Genomic DNA, 16,876 nt, shown 5'->3' with positions numbered 1-16,876 from the left:
GGAGTCAGATAAGCCGGGCGTTGATGATGGATATTTCCTGCTCAAACCCGGTTTTTTGCCGTATCATGCTCTCCAGCATCTCCTCAGACCCCACGCACTGGTTCGTATCGAACACACAGAGATCGCACTGTGGGTCGCGCCTGATCTGGTATCGGGTGGATAACTCAACCTGATGGCAATTGCCCTGCTGATCGTAAAAGGTCACACGGTATTGTTGCTGTCTGGGCATGGGGATCCTCCACAGTGGCTTGACGTTGAGCGCGAATGTTCAGCCTAGTCTGCTTGGATGATATTTTGTTGAACGAGCACGCAAAGATAGCCAGGTGGTTGTTAGCCAATGAAAAATAGTTATCGTATTCTGGGTACCTCTCTGCTGACCCTGGGCCTGGTCGGCTGCTTCGAGGTGCCGTCCAGGGATCATCTGGTCACGGCGCAAGGCATAGTACCCAACCTCAGCTGCCATCAGCCGCCGCTGGTGGCCCTGGCTGCCGAAGCCTTGCCTCGGGAATTCGGCATCACCGTCTGGAATCTCTACAAAGGGCAGCGCAAGAACTGGCATGAGGGCATGACTGCGTTTGCCCAGGATCAGGATCTGCTGTTGCTGCAGGAGTCGGCGACCAAGCCCGACATGCTGGCCTGGCTGCAGGCCGGTCGTTTCCAGTGGCAGCAACTGCAAGCCTTTACCCAGGGCGGCGTCTCATTTGGCGTGATGACGGTGGCCAAGACGCACCAGGCGTTCGTCTGCGGCGTCCGTTCCCCAGAGCCACTGCTGCGCATTCCCAAATCGGGTCTGGTGAGCCTGTACCCCTTACAGGGCGATCCTGACGGTGTGCTGGTGGTGAACCTGCATGCGGTGAACTTCGAACTTGGCATGGCCACCTTCCGCGAGCAGCTCAACGACCTGACCGCCCTGGTACACCGTCATCAGGGCCCCGTGATCCTGGCCGGTGATTTCAATACCTGGAGCGAGAAGCGGGAGTATTGGCTTGCCAAGCTGGTAGAAGAGCTGGGCTTGCAAGAAGCGATCCCTTCGCCGGACTTGCGACGCCGTGCCTTTGGCCGCCCGCTGGATCACCTTTACTTCCGGGATCTGGATCTGGTTGAAGTGAAGAGCCCGGCGACCGATGCTTCTGATCACAATCCCATCATGGCCCGCTTCGCCGCCCAGTCTGTGACCCCTTAAGCCGAGACCTCAAGCTCGACTTGAAGCAATAAAAAACCACCCGTAGGGTGGTTTTTTATTGGCGATACAGCGCTTAGCTGTTGTTGTCGACAAACAGGGTCAGCTCCTGACCCGGCTTGAGATAACCGCTTTTGTCGAGCTGATTCCAGCGCATCACGTCCACGACGGCGACCTGGAAGCGGGCGGCAATGGCGGAGAGCGAATCACCGCGACGTACCTGATAGACCATGGACTTGTCACGGCTCTTGGCACTCTTGGACCAGATCACCAACTGCATACCGGGTTTGAGCGCGGATTTGGCGTTGAGGCCATTCCATTTCGCCAGATCGTTATGGGTCACCCCATGAGCGCGGCTGATGTTCCAGAGCGTGTCGCCGGAGCGCACCTTGTAGTGCCGCTTGTTGCCAGAGGCGTTGGCGGCGAGCTGGGTTGGCTTGCTGGGCGCGGTTTTTTGTACCGAGGCGGTAGCCATGGGTTTGCCGCCGGTCGGAATATAGAGGGTCTGACCACGACGCAGGCTATTGCCGCGCAGGTTGTTGGCGGTCTTGAGCTGATTGACGCTCACCCCGTTTTGCATGGCTATCCGTGACAGCGTGTCACCGGAGCTAACCTGATAGGAGCGCGTAGGCACACGCTCACGCTGCGGCAAGTCTGCCAGGGCCAGCTCCAGGCTGTCGGCATACTCTACCGGCACCAGCAGGCGGTAGGAGCCTCTGGGGGAGGTGGTCCAGCGGCTCAGGGCCGGGTTGACCTCTTTCAGATCGGCGGGACGAAGTCCGGCGAGCTGAGCGGCCACATGCAGATCTATCTGCCCTTCGGTTGTGACTACCCGCAGCTTGGGCTCGTTGGCGAGCACCGGCAGGCTGATATTGTACTTGTCGGGATTGCTGAGCACATCCGCCATGGCCAGGACCTTAGGCACATACATGCGGGTCTCGCGCGGCAAGTCCAATGACCAGTAGTCGGTGGGCAGGCCTCGCTTCTGATTGCGCAGTATGGCGTTGCGTACCCGACCTTCACCGGCGTTATAGGCGGCCAAGGTTTGCAGCCAGTCGCCGTCGAAGAAGCGATTCAGGTATTCGAAGTAGTCGAGGGCGGCATTGGTCGAGGCGATCACGTCGCGGCGACCGTCATACCAGCTGTCATGACGCAGACCGAAATTACGGCCAGTCTGGGGCACGAACTGCCACAGGCCGACCGCATTGCTGCTCGAGCGGGCATGGGGATCGAACATGCTCTCTATCATGGGGATGGTCACCAGCTCCATTGGCAGCCCGCGCCGTTCGATCTCCTCAACGATAAGGTAGAGGTAGGGTTCAGCACGACTGGCAATGGTGGCCAGATGATTGTCACTGCGCAGGATAGTCGCACGTTGTTGACCAATGCGCTGGTTATCCTGGAAATCCAACTGCATGTCATCGCTGATACGGGCCCAGAGGTTATCCGTATCCTGCACCTCGTCTAGCTGATCGTCGCTAAAGAAGGATCCTGAAACATGCTTTTTATGCAGTTTTTTGCTGACTTGTGGGGACTTGATCGGCTCATTTGCCGTTAGCGCCCGGTCATCCTGATGATTCAGGTTTTGGCATCCGCTGAGTAACAGCGTCGCCAATAAGGCCGTTCGTAACTTCATCTCACGCAGGTCATCTTGGTAGAAAATCAGCGCGCATCATAAGCGGCAAACCTGGCCTGATCAAGGTTTGTTCAAAAAGTGTCCTTCCAGCGCCTGAGTACGGCAAAGGTATCTACTGGATTTTCCAAGTATTTCATCCCCTGTTTCTCAGCAGAAAATTTTACGTTCGGCACGTTGCAGCGCAGAAAAACGTTGAATTCCCGCTCGTCACCCAAGCGGGTTGGCAGACTCGGAAGGCCCTGCTGGCGCAGCTTGCTGATCTGGCCAATGCGTTTTTGCAAGGTCAGGTTGTCAGGCTCGACGGCGAGACAAAAACGCAGATTGGAGAGGGTATATTCATGGGCGCAATAAACCAGGGTGTCATCTGGCAGCGCGGCCAGGCGCATCAGTGAATCATGCATCTGATCTGGGGTGCCTTCGAACATGCGGCCGCATCCACCAGAGAAAAGGGTATCACCACAAAACAGCATGCCGCTGCCATGGTAGGCGATGTGACCCAGGGTGTGGCCGGGCACATGCATGACGGTGAGGGTGAGATCGTGCCAGCCAATCTTGTCTCCCTCATCGAGCCACTGGCCATGTTGATCAGGCAATGGGCTCAGCTTGGGGCCATACAGCCGCGCCTTGGGGTAGCGTTTGAGCAGCGCATCGACCCCGCCGACATGGTCGTGGTGATGATGGGTGAGCAGTATGGCATCGAGATCAAGGCCAAGGTCATCGAGCCTGGCCTGGACGGGCACAGCGTCGCCCGGATCGACAACCAGACAATGATTTTCGTGTCTGATCAACCAGATATAGTTGTCATTAAAAGCGGGTATCGTGATCACTGGATACATGGCATTGGCCTCTTTATGTTCTCTTCATGGAGGGGATCTTATATAACTGGGTGGCGTGTTAACCCATGTTCCGGAGGTTGAGTCCTATTATGCAGCTGGCCCGCACCGAACAACAGCTCGAGATCCCGACCAGTTGGGCCGAGATACCGCTGGGAGATTGGGTCGCCGCAGAGATCCAGGAGCGGCTCGATAGCTGGTGCCCGCAACTCTTTGGCTATCACCTGCTCAAGATAGGCAGTCTGAGCGCCGAGCTCTCCTGCGGCCATTCCAGCATTCGTCATCAGATTGGCATGGCAGGGCAGGGGCGGCTGCTCGATTGCCTGGGGGATCCCCTGGCGCTGCCAGTCAAGGAGGGCAGTGTCGATGCTTGCCTGCTGGCCCACGTACTCGATTTCAGCAAGGATCCCCATCAGGTGCTTCGTGAGGCCGAACGGGTGCTGACCGATGATGGTTGGCTCATCTTGAGCAGCTACAACCCCTTGAGCCTGGCTGGTCTTGGTCACCTGCTGCCTGGGTTCAGTCACCGACTGCCCTGGTCGGCGCGCATGTTCAGCCCGGCCAGAGTCACCGACTGGCTGCAGCTGCTGGGATTCGAGGTGATGTACGATGACAGATTCGGCTACGCCATGATGGGAGAGCGCAGCCGCATCGGCTGGTGGCGCGAGAGCCTGGGTCGTGATTATCTGCGCCCCTTCGCCTCTGTCTATGTGATAGCGGCACGCAAGCGGCGTTATCCGCTGGTGCCGGTGCGCCGCCCCTGGCAGCTGGCCAAACAGGTGACAGCGCCGGGCATGGCTCGCCAGGGCGGGTAGCCGGTAGCTGCAGATCTCAACAGGAGGTGTCAGGGCTGGTAGCCGACATCTTCGGCCAGCTGTTTACCACTGGCGGCATCCCGGGCCAGCTCATCACAGCGCTCGTTCTCGGGGTGACCCGAGTGACCCTTTACCCAGAGCCATTCAATCTGATGGCGGGCGGCTTCGACGTCGAGTTGCTTCCACAAGTCCACATTCTTGACCGGCTGACGGCCAGCGGTCATCCAGTCTTTCTTCTTCCAGCCGATGATCCACTGGGTGATGCCCTGGCGAACATACTGGCTGTCGGTGGTGAGCCGCACCTGGCAGGGTTCGCTCAAGGTGCGCAGGCCGACGATGGCGGCCATCAGTTCCATGCGGTTGTTGGTGGTCAGGCGATAGCCCCCAGCCAACTCCTTGCGATGCTGACCGAAGACCATGACTGCGCCATAGCCGCCCGGGCCCGGATTGCCGAGGCAGGAACCATCCGTATATAAATCAATCTGTTTTAACATGAGCCTTGGGGTAAACTAGCGAGTAAAACCGAAGTTTGACATAGATTGGAACATGAACACAGCCCAAGCCAACCGCCAAATTATTCTGGATACTGAAACCACAGGTATGAACTTTAGTGGGGGTCCGCACTATCTGGGCCACCGCATCATAGAGATCGGCTGCGTGGAGGTGATCAACCGTCGCCTGACCGGTAACCACTATCATGTCTACCTCAAGCCGGATCGGCTGGTGGATCCCGAGGCCATCCGGGTACACGGCATCACAGATGCTTTCCTGGTCGACAAGCCTCCCTTCAGCAAGGTCGCGAATGAGTTTATCGACTTCATTCGTGGCGCCGAACTGATAGCCCACAATGCCCCCTTTGACGTGGGCTTCATGGATTATGAGTTCAGCAAGCTCGGCCTCTCTCTCAAGACCACTGATATCTGCACCGTCACCGATACCCTGGCGATGGCGCGGGACCTCTTTCCGGGCAAGCGCAACAACCTGGATACCCTGTGCGATCGTTACGGCATAGACAACTCCCACCGTACCTTGCACGGCGCCTTGCTCGATGCGGAGATACTGGCGGACGTCTATCTGTTGATGACAGGTGGCCAGACCAAACTCAATCTGGCCGCCGAGGGGGGGGATGATAACAACAAGGACACAGGCATACGCCGCCTGGATGCCAACAGGTCACCGCTCAAGGTGATCCGCGCCAGCGCTGAGGCGCAGGCCGACCATGAAAGCCGGCTGGATCTGGTACAGAAGAAGGGAGGTAGTTGCCTGTGGCGTCAATGAAATCTGGGGCTGGGCAGGGGAGTGGCTTGGGTCACCGGAGACGGGTATCTCTCTGGCTGCTGGGAGGCTTGCTGCTTGGCACAATGCAGGCCACGGCACAGGCCAATGAGGTATTCGGTCCCTCTGATGTACCGCTGCTCGACAACAGATTTCGCATCGACTACGGGATAAAGGAGGTCTCCTTTATCATCAAGCGCCAGCCCGGCAGCCCCTCGGTGATCCTGGTGCGCCCCGATGGCAGCAAGCTGTACGCAGGCCGGGTGCAGGCTCCCGAGGTGGGGTGGCTCGCCCTGGGGGATCAGGATGTGATCACCGTACGCCATCCGATGGCGGGCCCCTGGCAGGCGATTGGGGCAGTCGATCCCAGCAACCGAGTCCGGCTGCTCAGCGATGTGACGCTGGATATGCAGCCCTTGCCCCAGCGTCTCTATCAGGGGGAATACCTCAAGCTGGGGGCGCGCCTGCTCATCGATGGCAACATCCCGGATCGCAGCTATTACCTGACCGACTTGGGGATGACCGCCCGCCTGCAAGCCTTCAGCACCCCGGAACAGCAGGGGGAGCCCGTGTTTGAGAAGCAACTCGGTCATTATCTGGACGATGGCAAGGGGCTTGACGAGGTGCCAGTTGATGGCATCCTCACCACCGAGGTGTTGCTGGATGCACCGGCTGGCAAGTATCGGGCCTTGATCAGCACAGGCAATCAGGTGTTCGTGCGGGCCCGTGGGCAGGAGGTATTGCTCTACCCGTTACCGGTGAATTATCAACTGCGCAGCACAGGGGAACAGCAAGGGCCCGAGCTGGTGCTGCAGATCGATGAGGATGAGCTGGATCCGGCCACGGTCGCCATCAAAGGCGAGACCACCAGCAATACCGGTGCGCACACCGGCTTCAGTGCCCAGGGCGGTACGGGGGTGCTCAAGGTGGATCTCGCCAAGTTGACCCAGGTCGGCAAGTATCGGATCAGCGCCGAGCTGTTTGCCACCAGCCGCAGTGGCCGGGAGCTGCGTATCGCCCTGCCGGACAAGTCATTTGACATCTATCCGGTGCTGGCGCCTGTGGCACTTGCTCCGCCGACAAGCGAGGCCGTGCCAGCGCCCGCCTTCGAGGAGGAGGAAGGCACCCCCTGGTGGCTCTGGCTGACTATCGGTCTGAGCGTGCTGGCGGTGCTGGGGGCTGGTGCGGGTTTCATGCTGTGGCAAAAACGTCGTGCCTTCAAACGGGCGATGGCAGCCCAGCAGGCGGCAGAGGCCGAGCCCGGCCCGGTGCTGGATCTCAACCTGCCCGAGCAGTGAGGCCCGGAGGCAACAAACAGAACGAGCCAGCCGACATAGCACAAGGCCGCCGTCCCCAGGGACGGCGGCCTTGTTGTTTAGACTCTCTGTTGAGCCAGCGTTAAGCCGAGTTGCCGCTCAGCAATCGCCGATGAACTTATCTCGGTAGGCGGCGCGAATGGCGAGAAAGTCATCGAGATTGTCCATCATCAGATCGACTAGCCGGGGATCGAAATGCTGACCGCGCTCCTGGTTGATGAGGGCTATCACTTGCTCCAGCGGCCAGGCCTGCTTGTAGCAGCGATCCGAGCCCAGGGCATCGAACACGTCTGCCAGGGCGACGATGCGCCCGACCAGGGGGATGGCTTCCCCAGCGAGCCCTTGGGGGTAACCGCTGCCGTTCCATTTCTCGTGATGGTTGCCGGCTATGGTGGCGCCAATCTGGAACAGGGCCAGCTTGCTGCCGCACAGCATGTCGTGCCCGAGTTGGGCATGGGTCTTCATCACCTCCCACTCTGCCGCATCGAGTTTGCCCGGCTTGTGCAAGATGGCATCCGGGATACCGACCTTGCCGATGTCGTGCAGAGGAGAGGCGCGCTTGATAAGCTCGCTCTGCTGCTCTTCCATGCCAAGGAGCTGGCAGAAGAGCTCGGTATAGAGGGCAACCCGTTTGACGTGCAGGCCGGACTCTTTGGAACGTGATTCAACCAGCTCGCCGATGCGATAGATGATTTCGCGCTCGTTGTCGGCAATCACCTCGTTGAGACGGATGTTTTCCAGCGCCACTATGATGTTTTCGGTAAACAGGCTGAGCAGGCTGGTGTCCATCTGACTCAAGGGACGATGGGCTTCGATGTGAAACAGCAGATGATGGCTGCGGTTCTGGCAGTAGAGCACCATCTCATGGCCGTGGTAGACGTTGGCCGAGCGGGTCATGGCCTCGCGAAAGATAGTTGGCGCATCGTGCAAGCGCATGGGCTCTTTGTCGGACAAGAGCGGGACCAGCATCTGATCTTTCAGCTCATAGGTCGCTTGCCTGACGTTGTAGATCTGCGACTCTTCCAGGCTGAGCAGGGTGCATAGCTGGGTCTGGGCCCCTTCGACGAACTGGCGCAGGGCCAGTTTGTCGAAAATGCCCTTGGAAGCCTGGATGACCTTCTCCAGCCCATGGCGATGATTCTCCAGGGAGCAGATATCACGATAGGAGCGCAAACTGGCGCGCAGCAGGGTACGCAACTTCTGGGAAGTGAGCTCCGTCTTGTCCTTGTAGTCGTTGATATCGTAGTTGTTGACCACGTCATCTTCCGGTGCCTGACCGGGCTGACCGGTGCGCAGCACTATGCGTACCAGCTTGTTATGGCACTCCTCACGGGTGAAACGCACCACCTCCAGACCGGCATCGTCCGTTTCCATCACCACATCCAGCAGCATCAGAGCCACATCAGGATGGATGGTGAGCAGCGTCTTGGCCTCGGCGGCCGAATAGGCATGGAGGAACGTGATGGACCTGCCATCGAATTCAAACTTGTTCAGGGTGAGTTTGGTGATGCGATGAACCTCCGGCTCATCATCCACTATCATTACCTTCCAGCCTTCCTGCTGCTTATCCTGAAGAGGCAATACCTCGTCATCGATAATCAGGATGTCATCATCCATATCCGGATCCTGTGTTTCACCTGCTGCCTACCTTAACTGCTTCACCGAGGTTAGCAAACTCATTGAAATATAAATAGCGAACTGGATCGGCTTCAAATTGCCGAGGGGGATGATATGACACGAAATTCGCATTTTCCTTGTCATGAGCCATCCCCTTGGCAAGGGGGAGAGGAGAGAAAAATAAAAAAACGCCTCCCGATGGGAGGCGTTTGTGGCAACAGCAAGATCAGGCTGCCCTGTGGTAGGCGGATGCCTCGAACAGGGCTTTGTTGGCCACCAGATCGATGGGATCGAAATCATCGACATTGATGGTGCGCAGTCGGCTGACTTCGGCGCGGCGCAGCAGCTCGGCTTCCGCCTCACTCAGGGTGCCTGCTGCCAGACCCACGTCGGCTACCTTGTCCAGCTGGGTGAAGGGGCGACGGACGCCATCGGCCTTGCACACCTTGTCAAACAGCGGCTCGGCAGCCAGCACGTCGTCCAGCGCCTGTTCCAGCAGGCCGAAGGGGTTACCCTCCTCGCGGGTGAGATATTGGCCTTCAGCCAGCCGACTGCGGGTTGCGCTCGGCGTCTGCAGCAGACGGGCGACCTGCTGGTCCAGCTTGTCGCTTGGACGCTTCAAGTCACGACCCAGCGGCAACACGATGACGCGCAGGGCCAGGCCAATCCAGCGATTCGGGAAGTTGCGCAGCAACTCGTCGATGGCTTCCTGGGCCTTGAACATGGCGTCTTGCAGCGCCCAGTGCAGCAGCGGCAGGTCGGCCTGCTGGCGCCCCTCGTCCTGATAGCGCTTGAGGGCGCTGGAGGCGAGATAGAGCTGGCTCAGCACGTCGCCCAGGCGAGCGGAGACCCGCTCCTTGCGCTTGAGCTCGCCACCCAGGGTGCCCATGGCCATGTCGGACAGGAACGCCAGGTTGGCACTGAGGCGGGAGAGCTGCTGGTAGTAGCCCTTGGTCTGATCCCTGTAAGGAGCAGCAGCGAAGCGGGCGCCGGTCAGACCCAGCCAGAAGCTGCGCACCAGATTGCTGATGGCGAACCCGACATGGCTGAACATCGCCTTGTCAAAATCTTTGAGCGCCTGCTCCTTGTCCGGGTGGCTGGCCGCCAGCATCTCGGGCAACACATAAGGGTGGCAACGAATGGCTCCCTGGCCATAGATGATCATGCTGCGGGTCAGGATGTTGGCCCCTTCAACCGTGACGGCGATGGGAGCCCCCTGATAGCCACGGGCCAGGTAGTTGTTTGGCCCCATGCAAATCGCCTTGCCGCCGTGGATGTCCATGGCATCGATGACGCATTTCTGGGCGCGGTCGGTGAGGTGATACTTGACGATGGCGGAGATGACCGAGGGCTTCTCGCCGAGATCGATGCCGGTCACCGTCATCTTGGCGGCGGCGCCCATGATGTAGGCGTTGCCGCCCAGGCGTGCCAGCGGCTCTTCGATGCCTTCCATCTTGCCGATGGGCAGCTTGAACTGGCGGCGAATACGGCTGTAAGCGCCGGTCGCCAGGGCCAGCATCTTGACGCCGCCTGTGCTGTTGGAGGGCAGGGTGATGCCACGGCCGACCGACAGACATTCGACCAGCATGCGCCAGCCCTGACCGGCCATGGCAGGACCACCGATGATGAAGTCCAGCGGCACGAACACCTCTTCGCCGCGGGTTGGCCCGTTCTGGAAGGGCACGTTGAGCGGGAAGTGACGACGGCCTATCTCGACACCTTTGATCTGGGTCGGGATCAGGGCGCACGTAATGCCGAGCTCCTCTTCTTCACCCAGCAGGTGATCCGGATCGCGCAGCTTGAACGCCAATCCAAGCACGGTGGCGATTGGTGCCAGGGTGATGTAGCGCTTGTTCCAGGTCAGGCGCATGCCGAGCACCTCTTCCCCTTCCCATTCACCCTTAGCGACGATGCCAAAATCGGGGATGGAGCCTGCATCCGAGCCCGCTTCCGGGCTGGTCAGAGCGAAACAGGGGATCTCCTTGCCTATGGCCAGGCGGGGCAGGTAGTGGTCCTTCTGCGCCTCGGTGCCATAGTGTTGCAGCAGTTCCCCCGGGCCCAGCGAGTTGGGCACGCCGACGGTGGAGGCGAGCACGGCGCTGGCGCCGCACAGTTTCTGCAATACGCAGGATTGGGCATAGGCGGAGAATTCCAGGCCACCGTATTTCTTTTTGATGATCATGGCGAAGAACTTGTTGTCCTTCAGAAATTGCCACACCTCGGGGGAGAGATCCGCGCGCTCATGAGTCACTTCCCAGTCGTTGACCATGCGGCACACCTCTTCGACCGGACCGTCCATGAAGGCTTGCTCGGCGGCGGAGAGGGTACTGACCGGGATGGCGTGCAGCTTCTTCCAGTCCGGGTTACCGGCAAAGAGATCCGCTTCCCACCAGGTGGTGCCCGCTTCGATGGCTTCTTTCTCGGTACGGGACATCTCCGGCATGATGGACTTGTAGAGTTTGAACAGCGGTTTGGTCAGCTGACTGCGGCGAAAATCAACCAGATTCAGCGGCAGGGCGATCAGCACAAACAGGGCCCAGACCAACAGGGGCACATGGCCAAACAGGGTGCCCAGCATCAGGGCGGCCAAGGTGACCAGGCTAGAGATAAACAGGGGCACCCGGCGATAAGCCAGGGCGCCGATAACCAGGATCACCCCGAGCAGAGTGAGGGTCGTCGTCATTACTTGCTCCTTGCGTGATAGGATGCCAAATTGGCTCAACTCATCCAGAGGTCTGACCTGTTGGATATGGTCCTGTTGTAATTCATATGCACAAAGTTATCAAGTTGTTTACAAGCTTGTTACCGACGTAATGTGAGCACCCTAACGCAATTTGACGTAGCCAGTACCCGCCCGGGGGCGACTCCTTCTCCGGCTTGTGCGAGAATGGCCGCGACGACATTTTGGAAGAGATATCATGTACCAAGACTTGATCCGCAATGAACTGACCGAGGCGGCTGGCGTGCTGCAGGCATTCCTGGCCGATGAGCAGAACCTGAACAACATCGAGGCCGCCGCCCGCTTGCTGGCTGACTCCTTCAAGCAAGAGGGCAAGGTGCTCTCCTGCGGCAACGGCGGCTCCCACTGTGATGCCATGCACTTTGCCGAAGAGCTGACCGGCCGTTATCGCGAGAACCGCCCCGGTTATGCCGGTATCGCCATCTCGGACCCCAGCCACCTCTCCTGCGTCTCCAACGACTTTGGCTATGACTATGTCTTCTCCCGTTATGTGGAAGCGGTCGGTCGCCGTGGCGACGTGCTGCTTGGCATCTCCACCAGCGGCAATTCAGGCAACATCCTCAAGGCCATCGAAGCCGCCCATGCCAAGGGCATGAAGGTGATCGCCCTGACCGGCAAGGATGGCGGCAAGATGGCAGGCCTGGCCGATATCGAGATTCGGGTACCCCATTTCGGTTATGCCGATCGCATTCAGGAGATACACATCAAAGTGATCCATATCCTGATCCAGTTGGTCGAAAAAGAGATGGCCAAGTAAGGTCGCAGTGAGATGGACGAACCGCTGGATCTGAATTCGTGCGGGCAGGGGGAGAGTTATCATGTGTGAGCTGCTCGGCATGAGTGCCAATGTACCGACTGACATCTGCTTCAGCTTCACCGGGCTGATGCTGCGCGGTGGCAAGACGGGGCCCCACAAGGATGGCTGGGGCATCACCTTCTATGAAGGAAAGGGGTGTCGTACCTTCAAGGATCCCGAGCCCAGTGCAGAATCGCCCATCGCCAGACTGGTGCAGGCGCTGCCCATCAAGAGCCGCGCCGTGGTCAGCCACATCCGTCAGGCAAACCGGGGCTGTGTCTCGCTCGAGAATACCCACCCCTTCACCCGTGAGTTGTGGGGCCGCAACTGGACTTTCGCTCACAATGGCCAGCTGACCGGTTACAAGAGGCTGGCGACAGGGCGGCACAGGCCCATCGGTGATACCGACAGTGAGCATGCCTTCTGCTGGTTGCTCAGTCGGCTCGAGCAAAAGTACCCCCGCCGCCCCGCCAATTTTCCGGCCATGTTCCGCTATCTGGCGAGCCTGTGCGACGAGTTGCGTGCCTTGGGGGTATTCAACATGCTGCTCTCCGATGGCGAGTACGTGATGACCTATTGCAGCAACAATCTGCATTGGCTCACCCGCTGTGCCCCCTTTGGCGAGGCACGTCTGCTCGATGAGGATGTGGCCATCGATTTTCAGCGTGAGACCACCCCAGACGATGTGGTCACCCTGATAGCGACTCGGCCCTTGACCGGTAATGAATCCTGGCAGCAGATGGCACCGGGGGAGCATTGCCTGTTTCGACTCGGCGAGCTGGTGTCCCGCCAGGGCGGCATGATGCCGACCTGAATCGGGTCAGGGTGACTGTGTGAAGGTCGCAGGATAAGAGAGAGGGAGGCCCATGGGCCTCCCTCTTGTCTTGACCCTTCCCGGCACCGCAGTGCCGGGCTCAGGTTCAGTCGTTGGCGTAGCCTGCCTGGCCAAGTGGCTCACCATCGAGCCAGGCCCCCGTGGCATCACAGCGCAACCTACCCTGACAGAACCACTGCACCACCAAGGGGTAGAGGCTGTGTTCCTGCACCTGCACGCGGGCCGCCACATCGCTCGCCTCATCCTCCGGGAAGATGGGTACCCGCGCTTGCAGCACCACGGGGCCGCCATCGAGTTCTTCGGTGACGAAATGGACGCTGGCGCCATGTTCCTTGTCACCGGCCTCGATGGCGCGTTGGTGGGTGTGCAGTCCCTGATACTTGGGCAGCAGGGAGGGGTGGATGTTGAGCATGCGTCCCTGATAGTGACGCACCAGGTTCCCGGTGAGGATCCGCATAAAGCCGGCCAGCACGATGAGATCGGGCTGGTGGCTGTCGATGCGGGCCATCAGAGCCGCGTCATAGGCCTCGCGGCTCTCGAAGCCCTGATGGGCGAGCACCTCGGCGGCGACACCTGCGTGCTTGGCCCGAACCAGACCATAGGCATCGGCCTTGTTGCTGATGACTGCCACGACCTGGCCGTCAATCCTGCCCTGAGCGCAGCCATCGAGTATGGCTTGCAGGTTGCTGCCACTGCCGGAGATCAACACTAGGATGCGGGTCATTTGATGATGACCTGCTCCTCGCCATCGGCGGCCTTGGCGATATGACCAATGTGCCAGGCGTTTTCACCCTCTGCCTTGAGCAGGGCCAGCGCCTTGTCCAGCTCGCTGGCAGGCAGGGCGATGATCATGCCGACGCCACAGTTGAAGGTGCGATACATCTCAAAGCGAGTGACGTTGCCTGCTTGCTGCAGCCAGCTAAACACCGCTGGCCACTGCCAGCTCTGCTCGTCGATCACCGCCTGGGTGTTCGCTGGCAGCACACGGGGGATGTTCTCCCAGAAGCCGCCGCCGGTGATGTGGGAGAGGGCATGGATCTCGCACTCTTTAATGAGCTTGAGCACGGGTTTGACATAGATGCGGGTTGGCTCCAGCAAGGCGTTGGCCAGAGTGGTGTCACCCAGTGGCTGCTGCACGTCGGCCCCGGACACTTCCAGGATCTTGCGGATGAGGGAGAAGCCATTGGAGTGGGGGCCACTGGCGGCCAGGGCGATCAGGGCATCGCCGTCACCGACCTTGCTGCCGTCGATGATCTCGCTCTTCTCGACCACACCGACACAGAAACCGGCGATGTCGTAGTCATCCCCTTCATACATGCCAGGCATTTCGGCGGTTTCGCCGCCGACCAGGGAGCAACCGGACTGCTCGCAGCCCAGGCCAATCCCGGTTACCACGCTGGCGGCGGTATCCACGTTCAGTTTGCCAGTGGCATAGTAGTCGAGGAAGAACAGCGGCTCTGCGCCTTGCACTATCAGGTCATTGACGCACATGGCCACCAGATCGATGCCAACGGTATCATGCTTTTTCAGATCGATGGCCAGACGCAGCTTGGTCCCCACACCATCGGTACCGGAGACCAATACTGGCTCCTTGTAGCCCGCCGGGATTTGACACAGGGCCCCAAAGCCGCCAAGACCACCAAGGACTTCAGGACGACGAGTGCGCTTCGATACGCCCTTGATACGTTCAACCAGTGCGTTGCCGGCATCGATATCAACGCCAGCATCCTTGTAGCTCAGTGAGGTTTTGTCAGTCACGCGAGTAGTCCCCGTCATGTATAGAAGTGGAGGGTAAAATTCGGGGCACATTCTACCAGCCGGGGCCGAAAACCAGAAAGGAAATCGTTTGCGCGTTTTTCCCCGGAAAAGCTCTACAGCCAGGGGTTTTTATTGTATGATTCCGCGATTTTTCTTGCGGCAGTTAGAGGAGATAATAATGAAGGTCATCGAAGCCAAACACCCCCTGGTCAAGCACAAGATTGGCCTGATGCGCGAAGGCGACATCAGCACCAAACGCTTTCGTGAACTGGCCAAAGAGGTTGGCAGCCTGCTGACTTACGAAGCCACCTCTGACTTCGAAACGGAGAAGGTCACGATCAATGGCTGGAACGGCCCGGTAGAAGTTGACCAGATCAAGGGCAAGAAGGTGACGGTCGTGCCTATCCTGCGTGCCGGTCTTGGCATGATGGACGGTGTGCTCGAGCACATGCCGAGCGCCCGTGTCAGCGTGGTCGGTATCTATCGCGATGAAGAGACCCTGCAGCCGGTCCCTTACTTCGAGAAGATCGTCAGCAACATCGAAGAGCGTCTGGCCCTGGTCATTGACCCCATGCTGGCTACCGGCGGCTCCATGATCGCCACCATCGACCTGCTCAAGAAGAAGGGTTGCCACTCCATCAAGGTGCTGGTGCTGGTTGCCGCTCCGGAAGGACTCAAAGCCCTGGAAGCCGCCCATCCTGACGTAGAAGTTTATTGCGCCGCCATCGATGACGGCCTGAACGAAAAGGGCTACATAGTCCCGGGTCTGGGCGATGCCGGTGACAAGATCTTCGGCACCAAGTAAGTCCGAGACGCGCCTGGCCTGTCTCTGGGGTTAGATAACCCCTCACAAAGCCGACCCCTGGGTCGGCTTTGTCGTTTCTGCCGATCCCTTTCGTGTCGTTGTTGATGGGAGGCCGGCTTGCTGCTGAATGGGGCTTGCCGCTACCATAGAGCCACATCCTGTCCGCCAGAGAGCTGTTTCCCATGCATAAATTTCTGTTCGCCCTCTGTGGCGCCCTGTTTGCCTGCGTCCTGTCGGCCGCTCAGGTCAATGATCTTTACCAAGGCATGGCGCCAACCAGTGGCGACATGACGGCGGCCCAGAGTCAGGCTCTCTCCGAGGTGCTGGTCAAGGTGAGTGGCAAGCGCGACATCCTGGCGCAGCCTGACGTGGTCAAGGCACTGGCTGCCCCCAAGGAGTACGTGCAGCAGTACGGCTATCAGGATGAGGGCCAAGTGAAGATGCTCAAGGCGCAGTTCGTGCCCGCCAAGGTCAATGCCCTGATTGCGGGCAGCAAATATGCGCTGCTTGGTCCCGCCCGTCCGCAACTGGCGTTCTGGCTGGTTCAGGACGATGGGGAGCGGCGTATCATCTCGGATCAGTCCGGTGATGGATGGTCCCCTGTATTGCGCAGTCAGGCCCGGATGCTGGGGCTGCCAGTCAGCATCCCCTTGATGGATCTGGATGACAGCATGGCGGTCAGTGCCACCGATGTCTGGGGCCGCTTCGCCGGTCCCATCCTCAAGGCCAGCCAGCGTTACGGCGCCGAGATGGTGTTGCTTGGCCAATTAGTGGCCCAAGGTGAAGGATGGACCCTGAATTGGGCCCTCTATGGTCCCAAGTCGGGGGCAACCGAGCAGCTGACCAAGGGAGAGGTGCAAGGTAGCCAGCAGGAGATCGCCACCGGTTTGGCCGATGCCCTGGCCGGATGGCTGGTGGAAAACTATGGTGCTCGTCTTGGCGGCGTCAGCTCGAGTCAGGCGTTGCAGATAGAAGGAGTGCAGGGGATAGATGACATGATCAGCCTGCAAAAGCTGCTGCAGGGCATGGCGAGTGTCACTCAGGTCACCATAGGCCAGCTCAATGGTGACAAGGTCAACTTCTCCCTCACCTTGCAGGGGGATAGGGCCGAACTCATTCGTGGTCTGGAGTTGGAGCCCAGGCTGCAGCGGCTACCCGATGAGGGCAACCTGCGTTACCAATGGTCGCAGCCTTAGATGATGCCAGCGCCGGGCCCAGGTCCGGCGGTTCTCTATCTGGCCGAGCGATGTTACACTAGCGCACAAATGTC

The 16,876-nt window shown here is 59.4% G+C and carries 16 protein-coding genes; 8 read left to right on the top strand and 8 right to left on the bottom strand.

The window, feature by feature from the left end; translation table 11 throughout:
* Nucleotides 1–4: 4 nt before the first annotated feature.
* Entirely contained in the window at nt 5–229 is a 225-nt protein-coding gene (locus ACSMDR_RS03920) for a hypothetical protein (RefSeq protein ID WP_005893866.1), read from the bottom strand.
* Nucleotides 230–337: 108 nt separating this feature from the next.
* On the opposite strand from ACSMDR_RS03920, the gene ACSMDR_RS03915 reads away from it, so the two are divergent.
* Nucleotides 338–1,183, top strand: coding sequence for an endonuclease/exonuclease/phosphatase family protein (locus tag ACSMDR_RS03915; protein ID WP_436467102.1), 846 nt, complete (start codon nt 338–340; stop codon nt 1,181–1,183).
* A gap of 73 nt (nt 1,184–1,256) precedes the next feature.
* Here the strand turns inward: ACSMDR_RS03915 and ACSMDR_RS03910 are convergent, their stop codons facing one another.
* Together ACSMDR_RS03910 and gloB are read right to left on the bottom strand one after the other, a co-directional pair.
* Nucleotides 1,257–2,816 (bottom strand): lytic transglycosylase, encoded by a 1,560-nt coding sequence (locus tag ACSMDR_RS03910; protein ID WP_436467101.1) that lies wholly within the window; start codon nt 2,814–2,816, stop codon nt 1,257–1,259.
* 71 nt (nt 2,817–2,887) lie between these two features.
* Nucleotides 2,888–3,652 (bottom strand): hydroxyacylglutathione hydrolase, encoded by a 765-nt coding sequence (gene gloB, locus ACSMDR_RS03905; protein WP_436467100.1) that lies wholly within the window; start codon nt 3,650–3,652, stop codon nt 2,888–2,890.
* 89 nt (nt 3,653–3,741) lie between these two features.
* On the opposite strand from gloB, the gene ACSMDR_RS03900 reads away from it, so the two are divergent.
* Nucleotides 3,742–4,464 (top strand): class I SAM-dependent methyltransferase, encoded by a 723-nt coding sequence (locus ACSMDR_RS03900; RefSeq protein ID WP_436467098.1) that lies wholly within the window; start codon nt 3,742–3,744, stop codon nt 4,462–4,464.
* Nucleotides 4,465–4,493: 29 nt separating this feature from the next.
* Here the strand turns inward: ACSMDR_RS03900 and rnhA are convergent, their stop codons facing one another.
* Nucleotides 4,494–4,958 (bottom strand): ribonuclease HI, encoded by a 465-nt coding sequence (gene rnhA, locus ACSMDR_RS03895; protein WP_436467097.1) that lies wholly within the window; start codon nt 4,956–4,958, stop codon nt 4,494–4,496.
* Nucleotides 4,959–5,010: 52 nt separating this feature from the next.
* Between rnhA and dnaQ the strand changes: the two genes are divergently transcribed.
* Both dnaQ and ACSMDR_RS03885 read left to right on the top strand, forming a co-directional pair.
* Nucleotides 5,011–5,742, top strand: coding sequence for a DNA polymerase III subunit epsilon (dnaQ, locus tag ACSMDR_RS03890; protein WP_436467096.1), 732 nt, complete (start codon nt 5,011–5,013; stop codon nt 5,740–5,742).
* Complete coding sequence (locus ACSMDR_RS03885; protein WP_436467095.1) at nt 5,739–7,037, top strand: TIGR03503 family protein; 1,299 nt, start codon at nt 5,739–5,741, stop codon at nt 7,035–7,037. The genes dnaQ and ACSMDR_RS03885 overlap by 4 nt, the downstream gene beginning before the upstream one ends.
* A 117-nt stretch (nt 7,038–7,154) precedes the next feature.
* Here ACSMDR_RS03885 and ACSMDR_RS03880 read toward each other — a convergent pair whose 3' ends face one another.
* Entirely contained in the window at nt 7,155–8,672 is a 1,518-nt protein-coding gene (locus tag ACSMDR_RS03880; protein WP_436467094.1) for an HD domain-containing phosphohydrolase, read from the bottom strand.
* A gap of 226 nt (nt 8,673–8,898) precedes the next feature.
* Nucleotides 8,899–11,355, bottom strand: coding sequence for an acyl-CoA dehydrogenase FadE (fadE, locus tag ACSMDR_RS03875; RefSeq protein WP_436467092.1), 2,457 nt, complete (start codon nt 11,353–11,355; stop codon nt 8,899–8,901).
* Between the two features lie 235 nt (nt 11,356–11,590).
* Here fadE and lpcA point away from each other — a divergent pair, with 235 nt between their 5' ends.
* Nucleotides 11,591–12,169: a D-sedoheptulose 7-phosphate isomerase gene (gene lpcA, locus ACSMDR_RS03870; RefSeq protein ID WP_005893852.1), complete on the top strand. Its 579-nt coding sequence runs from the start codon at nt 11,591–11,593 to the stop codon at nt 12,167–12,169.
* Nucleotides 12,170–12,230: 61 nt separating this feature from the next.
* Nucleotides 12,231–13,022 carry a class II glutamine amidotransferase gene (locus ACSMDR_RS03865; RefSeq protein WP_005893851.1) on the top strand — a complete coding sequence of 264 codons (792 nt, stop codon included), beginning with the start codon at nt 12,231–12,233 and terminating at the stop codon, nt 13,020–13,022.
* 106 nt (nt 13,023–13,128) lie between these two features.
* Here ACSMDR_RS03865 and purN read toward each other — a convergent pair whose 3' ends face one another.
* Together purN and purM are read right to left on the bottom strand one after the other, a co-directional pair.
* Nucleotides 13,129–13,767 (bottom strand): phosphoribosylglycinamide formyltransferase, encoded by a 639-nt coding sequence (gene purN / locus ACSMDR_RS03860; RefSeq protein WP_436467091.1) that lies wholly within the window; start codon nt 13,765–13,767, stop codon nt 13,129–13,131.
* Nucleotides 13,764–14,801 carry a phosphoribosylformylglycinamidine cyclo-ligase gene (purM, locus tag ACSMDR_RS03855; protein ID WP_436467090.1) on the bottom strand — a complete coding sequence of 346 codons (1,038 nt, stop codon included), beginning with the start codon at nt 14,799–14,801 and terminating at the stop codon, nt 13,764–13,766. The genes purN and purM overlap by 4 nt, the downstream gene beginning before the upstream one ends.
* A 178-nt stretch (nt 14,802–14,979) precedes the next feature.
* Here purM and upp point away from each other — a divergent pair, with 178 nt between their 5' ends.
* Together upp and ACSMDR_RS03845 are read left to right on the top strand one after the other, a co-directional pair.
* A complete protein-coding gene (gene upp, locus ACSMDR_RS03850; protein ID WP_005893847.1) occupies nt 14,980–15,606 on the top strand; it encodes a uracil phosphoribosyltransferase in 627 nt (208 codons plus the stop codon).
* Nucleotides 15,607–15,788: 182 nt separating this feature from the next.
* Complete coding sequence (locus tag ACSMDR_RS03845) at nt 15,789–16,802, top strand: DUF2066 domain-containing protein (protein ID WP_436467089.1); 1,014 nt, start codon at nt 15,789–15,791, stop codon at nt 16,800–16,802.
* Nucleotides 16,803–16,876: the final 74 nt, after the last annotated feature.

Origin of the sequence: Aeromonas molluscorum (assembly GCF_051376105.1) — a bacterium.
GTDB classification, from domain to species: Bacteria; Pseudomonadota; Gammaproteobacteria; order Enterobacterales; family Aeromonadaceae; genus Aeromonas; species Aeromonas molluscorum.
This window is presented reverse-complemented; position numbering and strand designations above follow the sequence as displayed.

Bases quoted from the DNA above. Each gene is read 5' to 3' on its own strand.
- fadE (WP_436467092.1), bottom strand. From the start codon at position 11,355: ATGACGACGACCCTCACTCTGCTCGGGGTGATCCTGGTTATCGGCGCC.
- rnhA (WP_436467097.1), bottom strand. From the start codon at position 4,958: ATGTTAAAACAGATTGATTTATATACGGATGGTTCCTGCCTCGGCAAT.
- dnaQ (WP_436467096.1), top strand. From the start codon at position 5,011: ATGAACACAGCCCAAGCCAACCGCCAAATTATTCTGGATACTGAAACC.
- gloB (WP_436467100.1), bottom strand. From the start codon at position 3,652: ATGTATCCAGTGATCACGATACCCGCTTTTAATGACAACTATATCTGG.
- ACSMDR_RS03865 (WP_005893851.1), top strand. From the start codon at position 12,231: ATGTGTGAGCTGCTCGGCATGAGTGCCAATGTACCGACTGACATCTGC.
- ACSMDR_RS03910 (WP_436467101.1), bottom strand. From the start codon at position 2,816: ATGAAGTTACGAACGGCCTTATTGGCGACGCTGTTACTCAGCGGATGC.
- ACSMDR_RS03845 (WP_436467089.1), top strand. From the start codon at position 15,789: ATGCATAAATTTCTGTTCGCCCTCTGTGGCGCCCTGTTTGCCTGCGTC.
- upp (WP_005893847.1), top strand. From the start codon at position 14,980: ATGAAGGTCATCGAAGCCAAACACCCCCTGGTCAAGCACAAGATTGGC.
- purN (WP_436467091.1), bottom strand. From the start codon at position 13,767: ATGACCCGCATCCTAGTGTTGATCTCCGGCAGTGGCAGCAACCTGCAA.
- ACSMDR_RS03920 (WP_005893866.1), bottom strand. From the start codon at position 229: ATGCCCAGACAGCAACAATACCGTGTGACCTTTTACGATCAGCAGGGC.
- ACSMDR_RS03900 (WP_436467098.1), top strand. From the start codon at position 3,742: ATGCAGCTGGCCCGCACCGAACAACAGCTCGAGATCCCGACCAGTTGG.
- ACSMDR_RS03885 (WP_436467095.1), top strand. From the start codon at position 5,739: ATGAAATCTGGGGCTGGGCAGGGGAGTGGCTTGGGTCACCGGAGACGG.
- ACSMDR_RS03915 (WP_436467102.1), top strand. From the start codon at position 338: ATGAAAAATAGTTATCGTATTCTGGGTACCTCTCTGCTGACCCTGGGC.
- lpcA (WP_005893852.1), top strand. From the start codon at position 11,591: ATGTACCAAGACTTGATCCGCAATGAACTGACCGAGGCGGCTGGCGTG.
- ACSMDR_RS03880 (WP_436467094.1), bottom strand. From the start codon at position 8,672: ATGGATGATGACATCCTGATTATCGATGACGAGGTATTGCCTCTTCAG.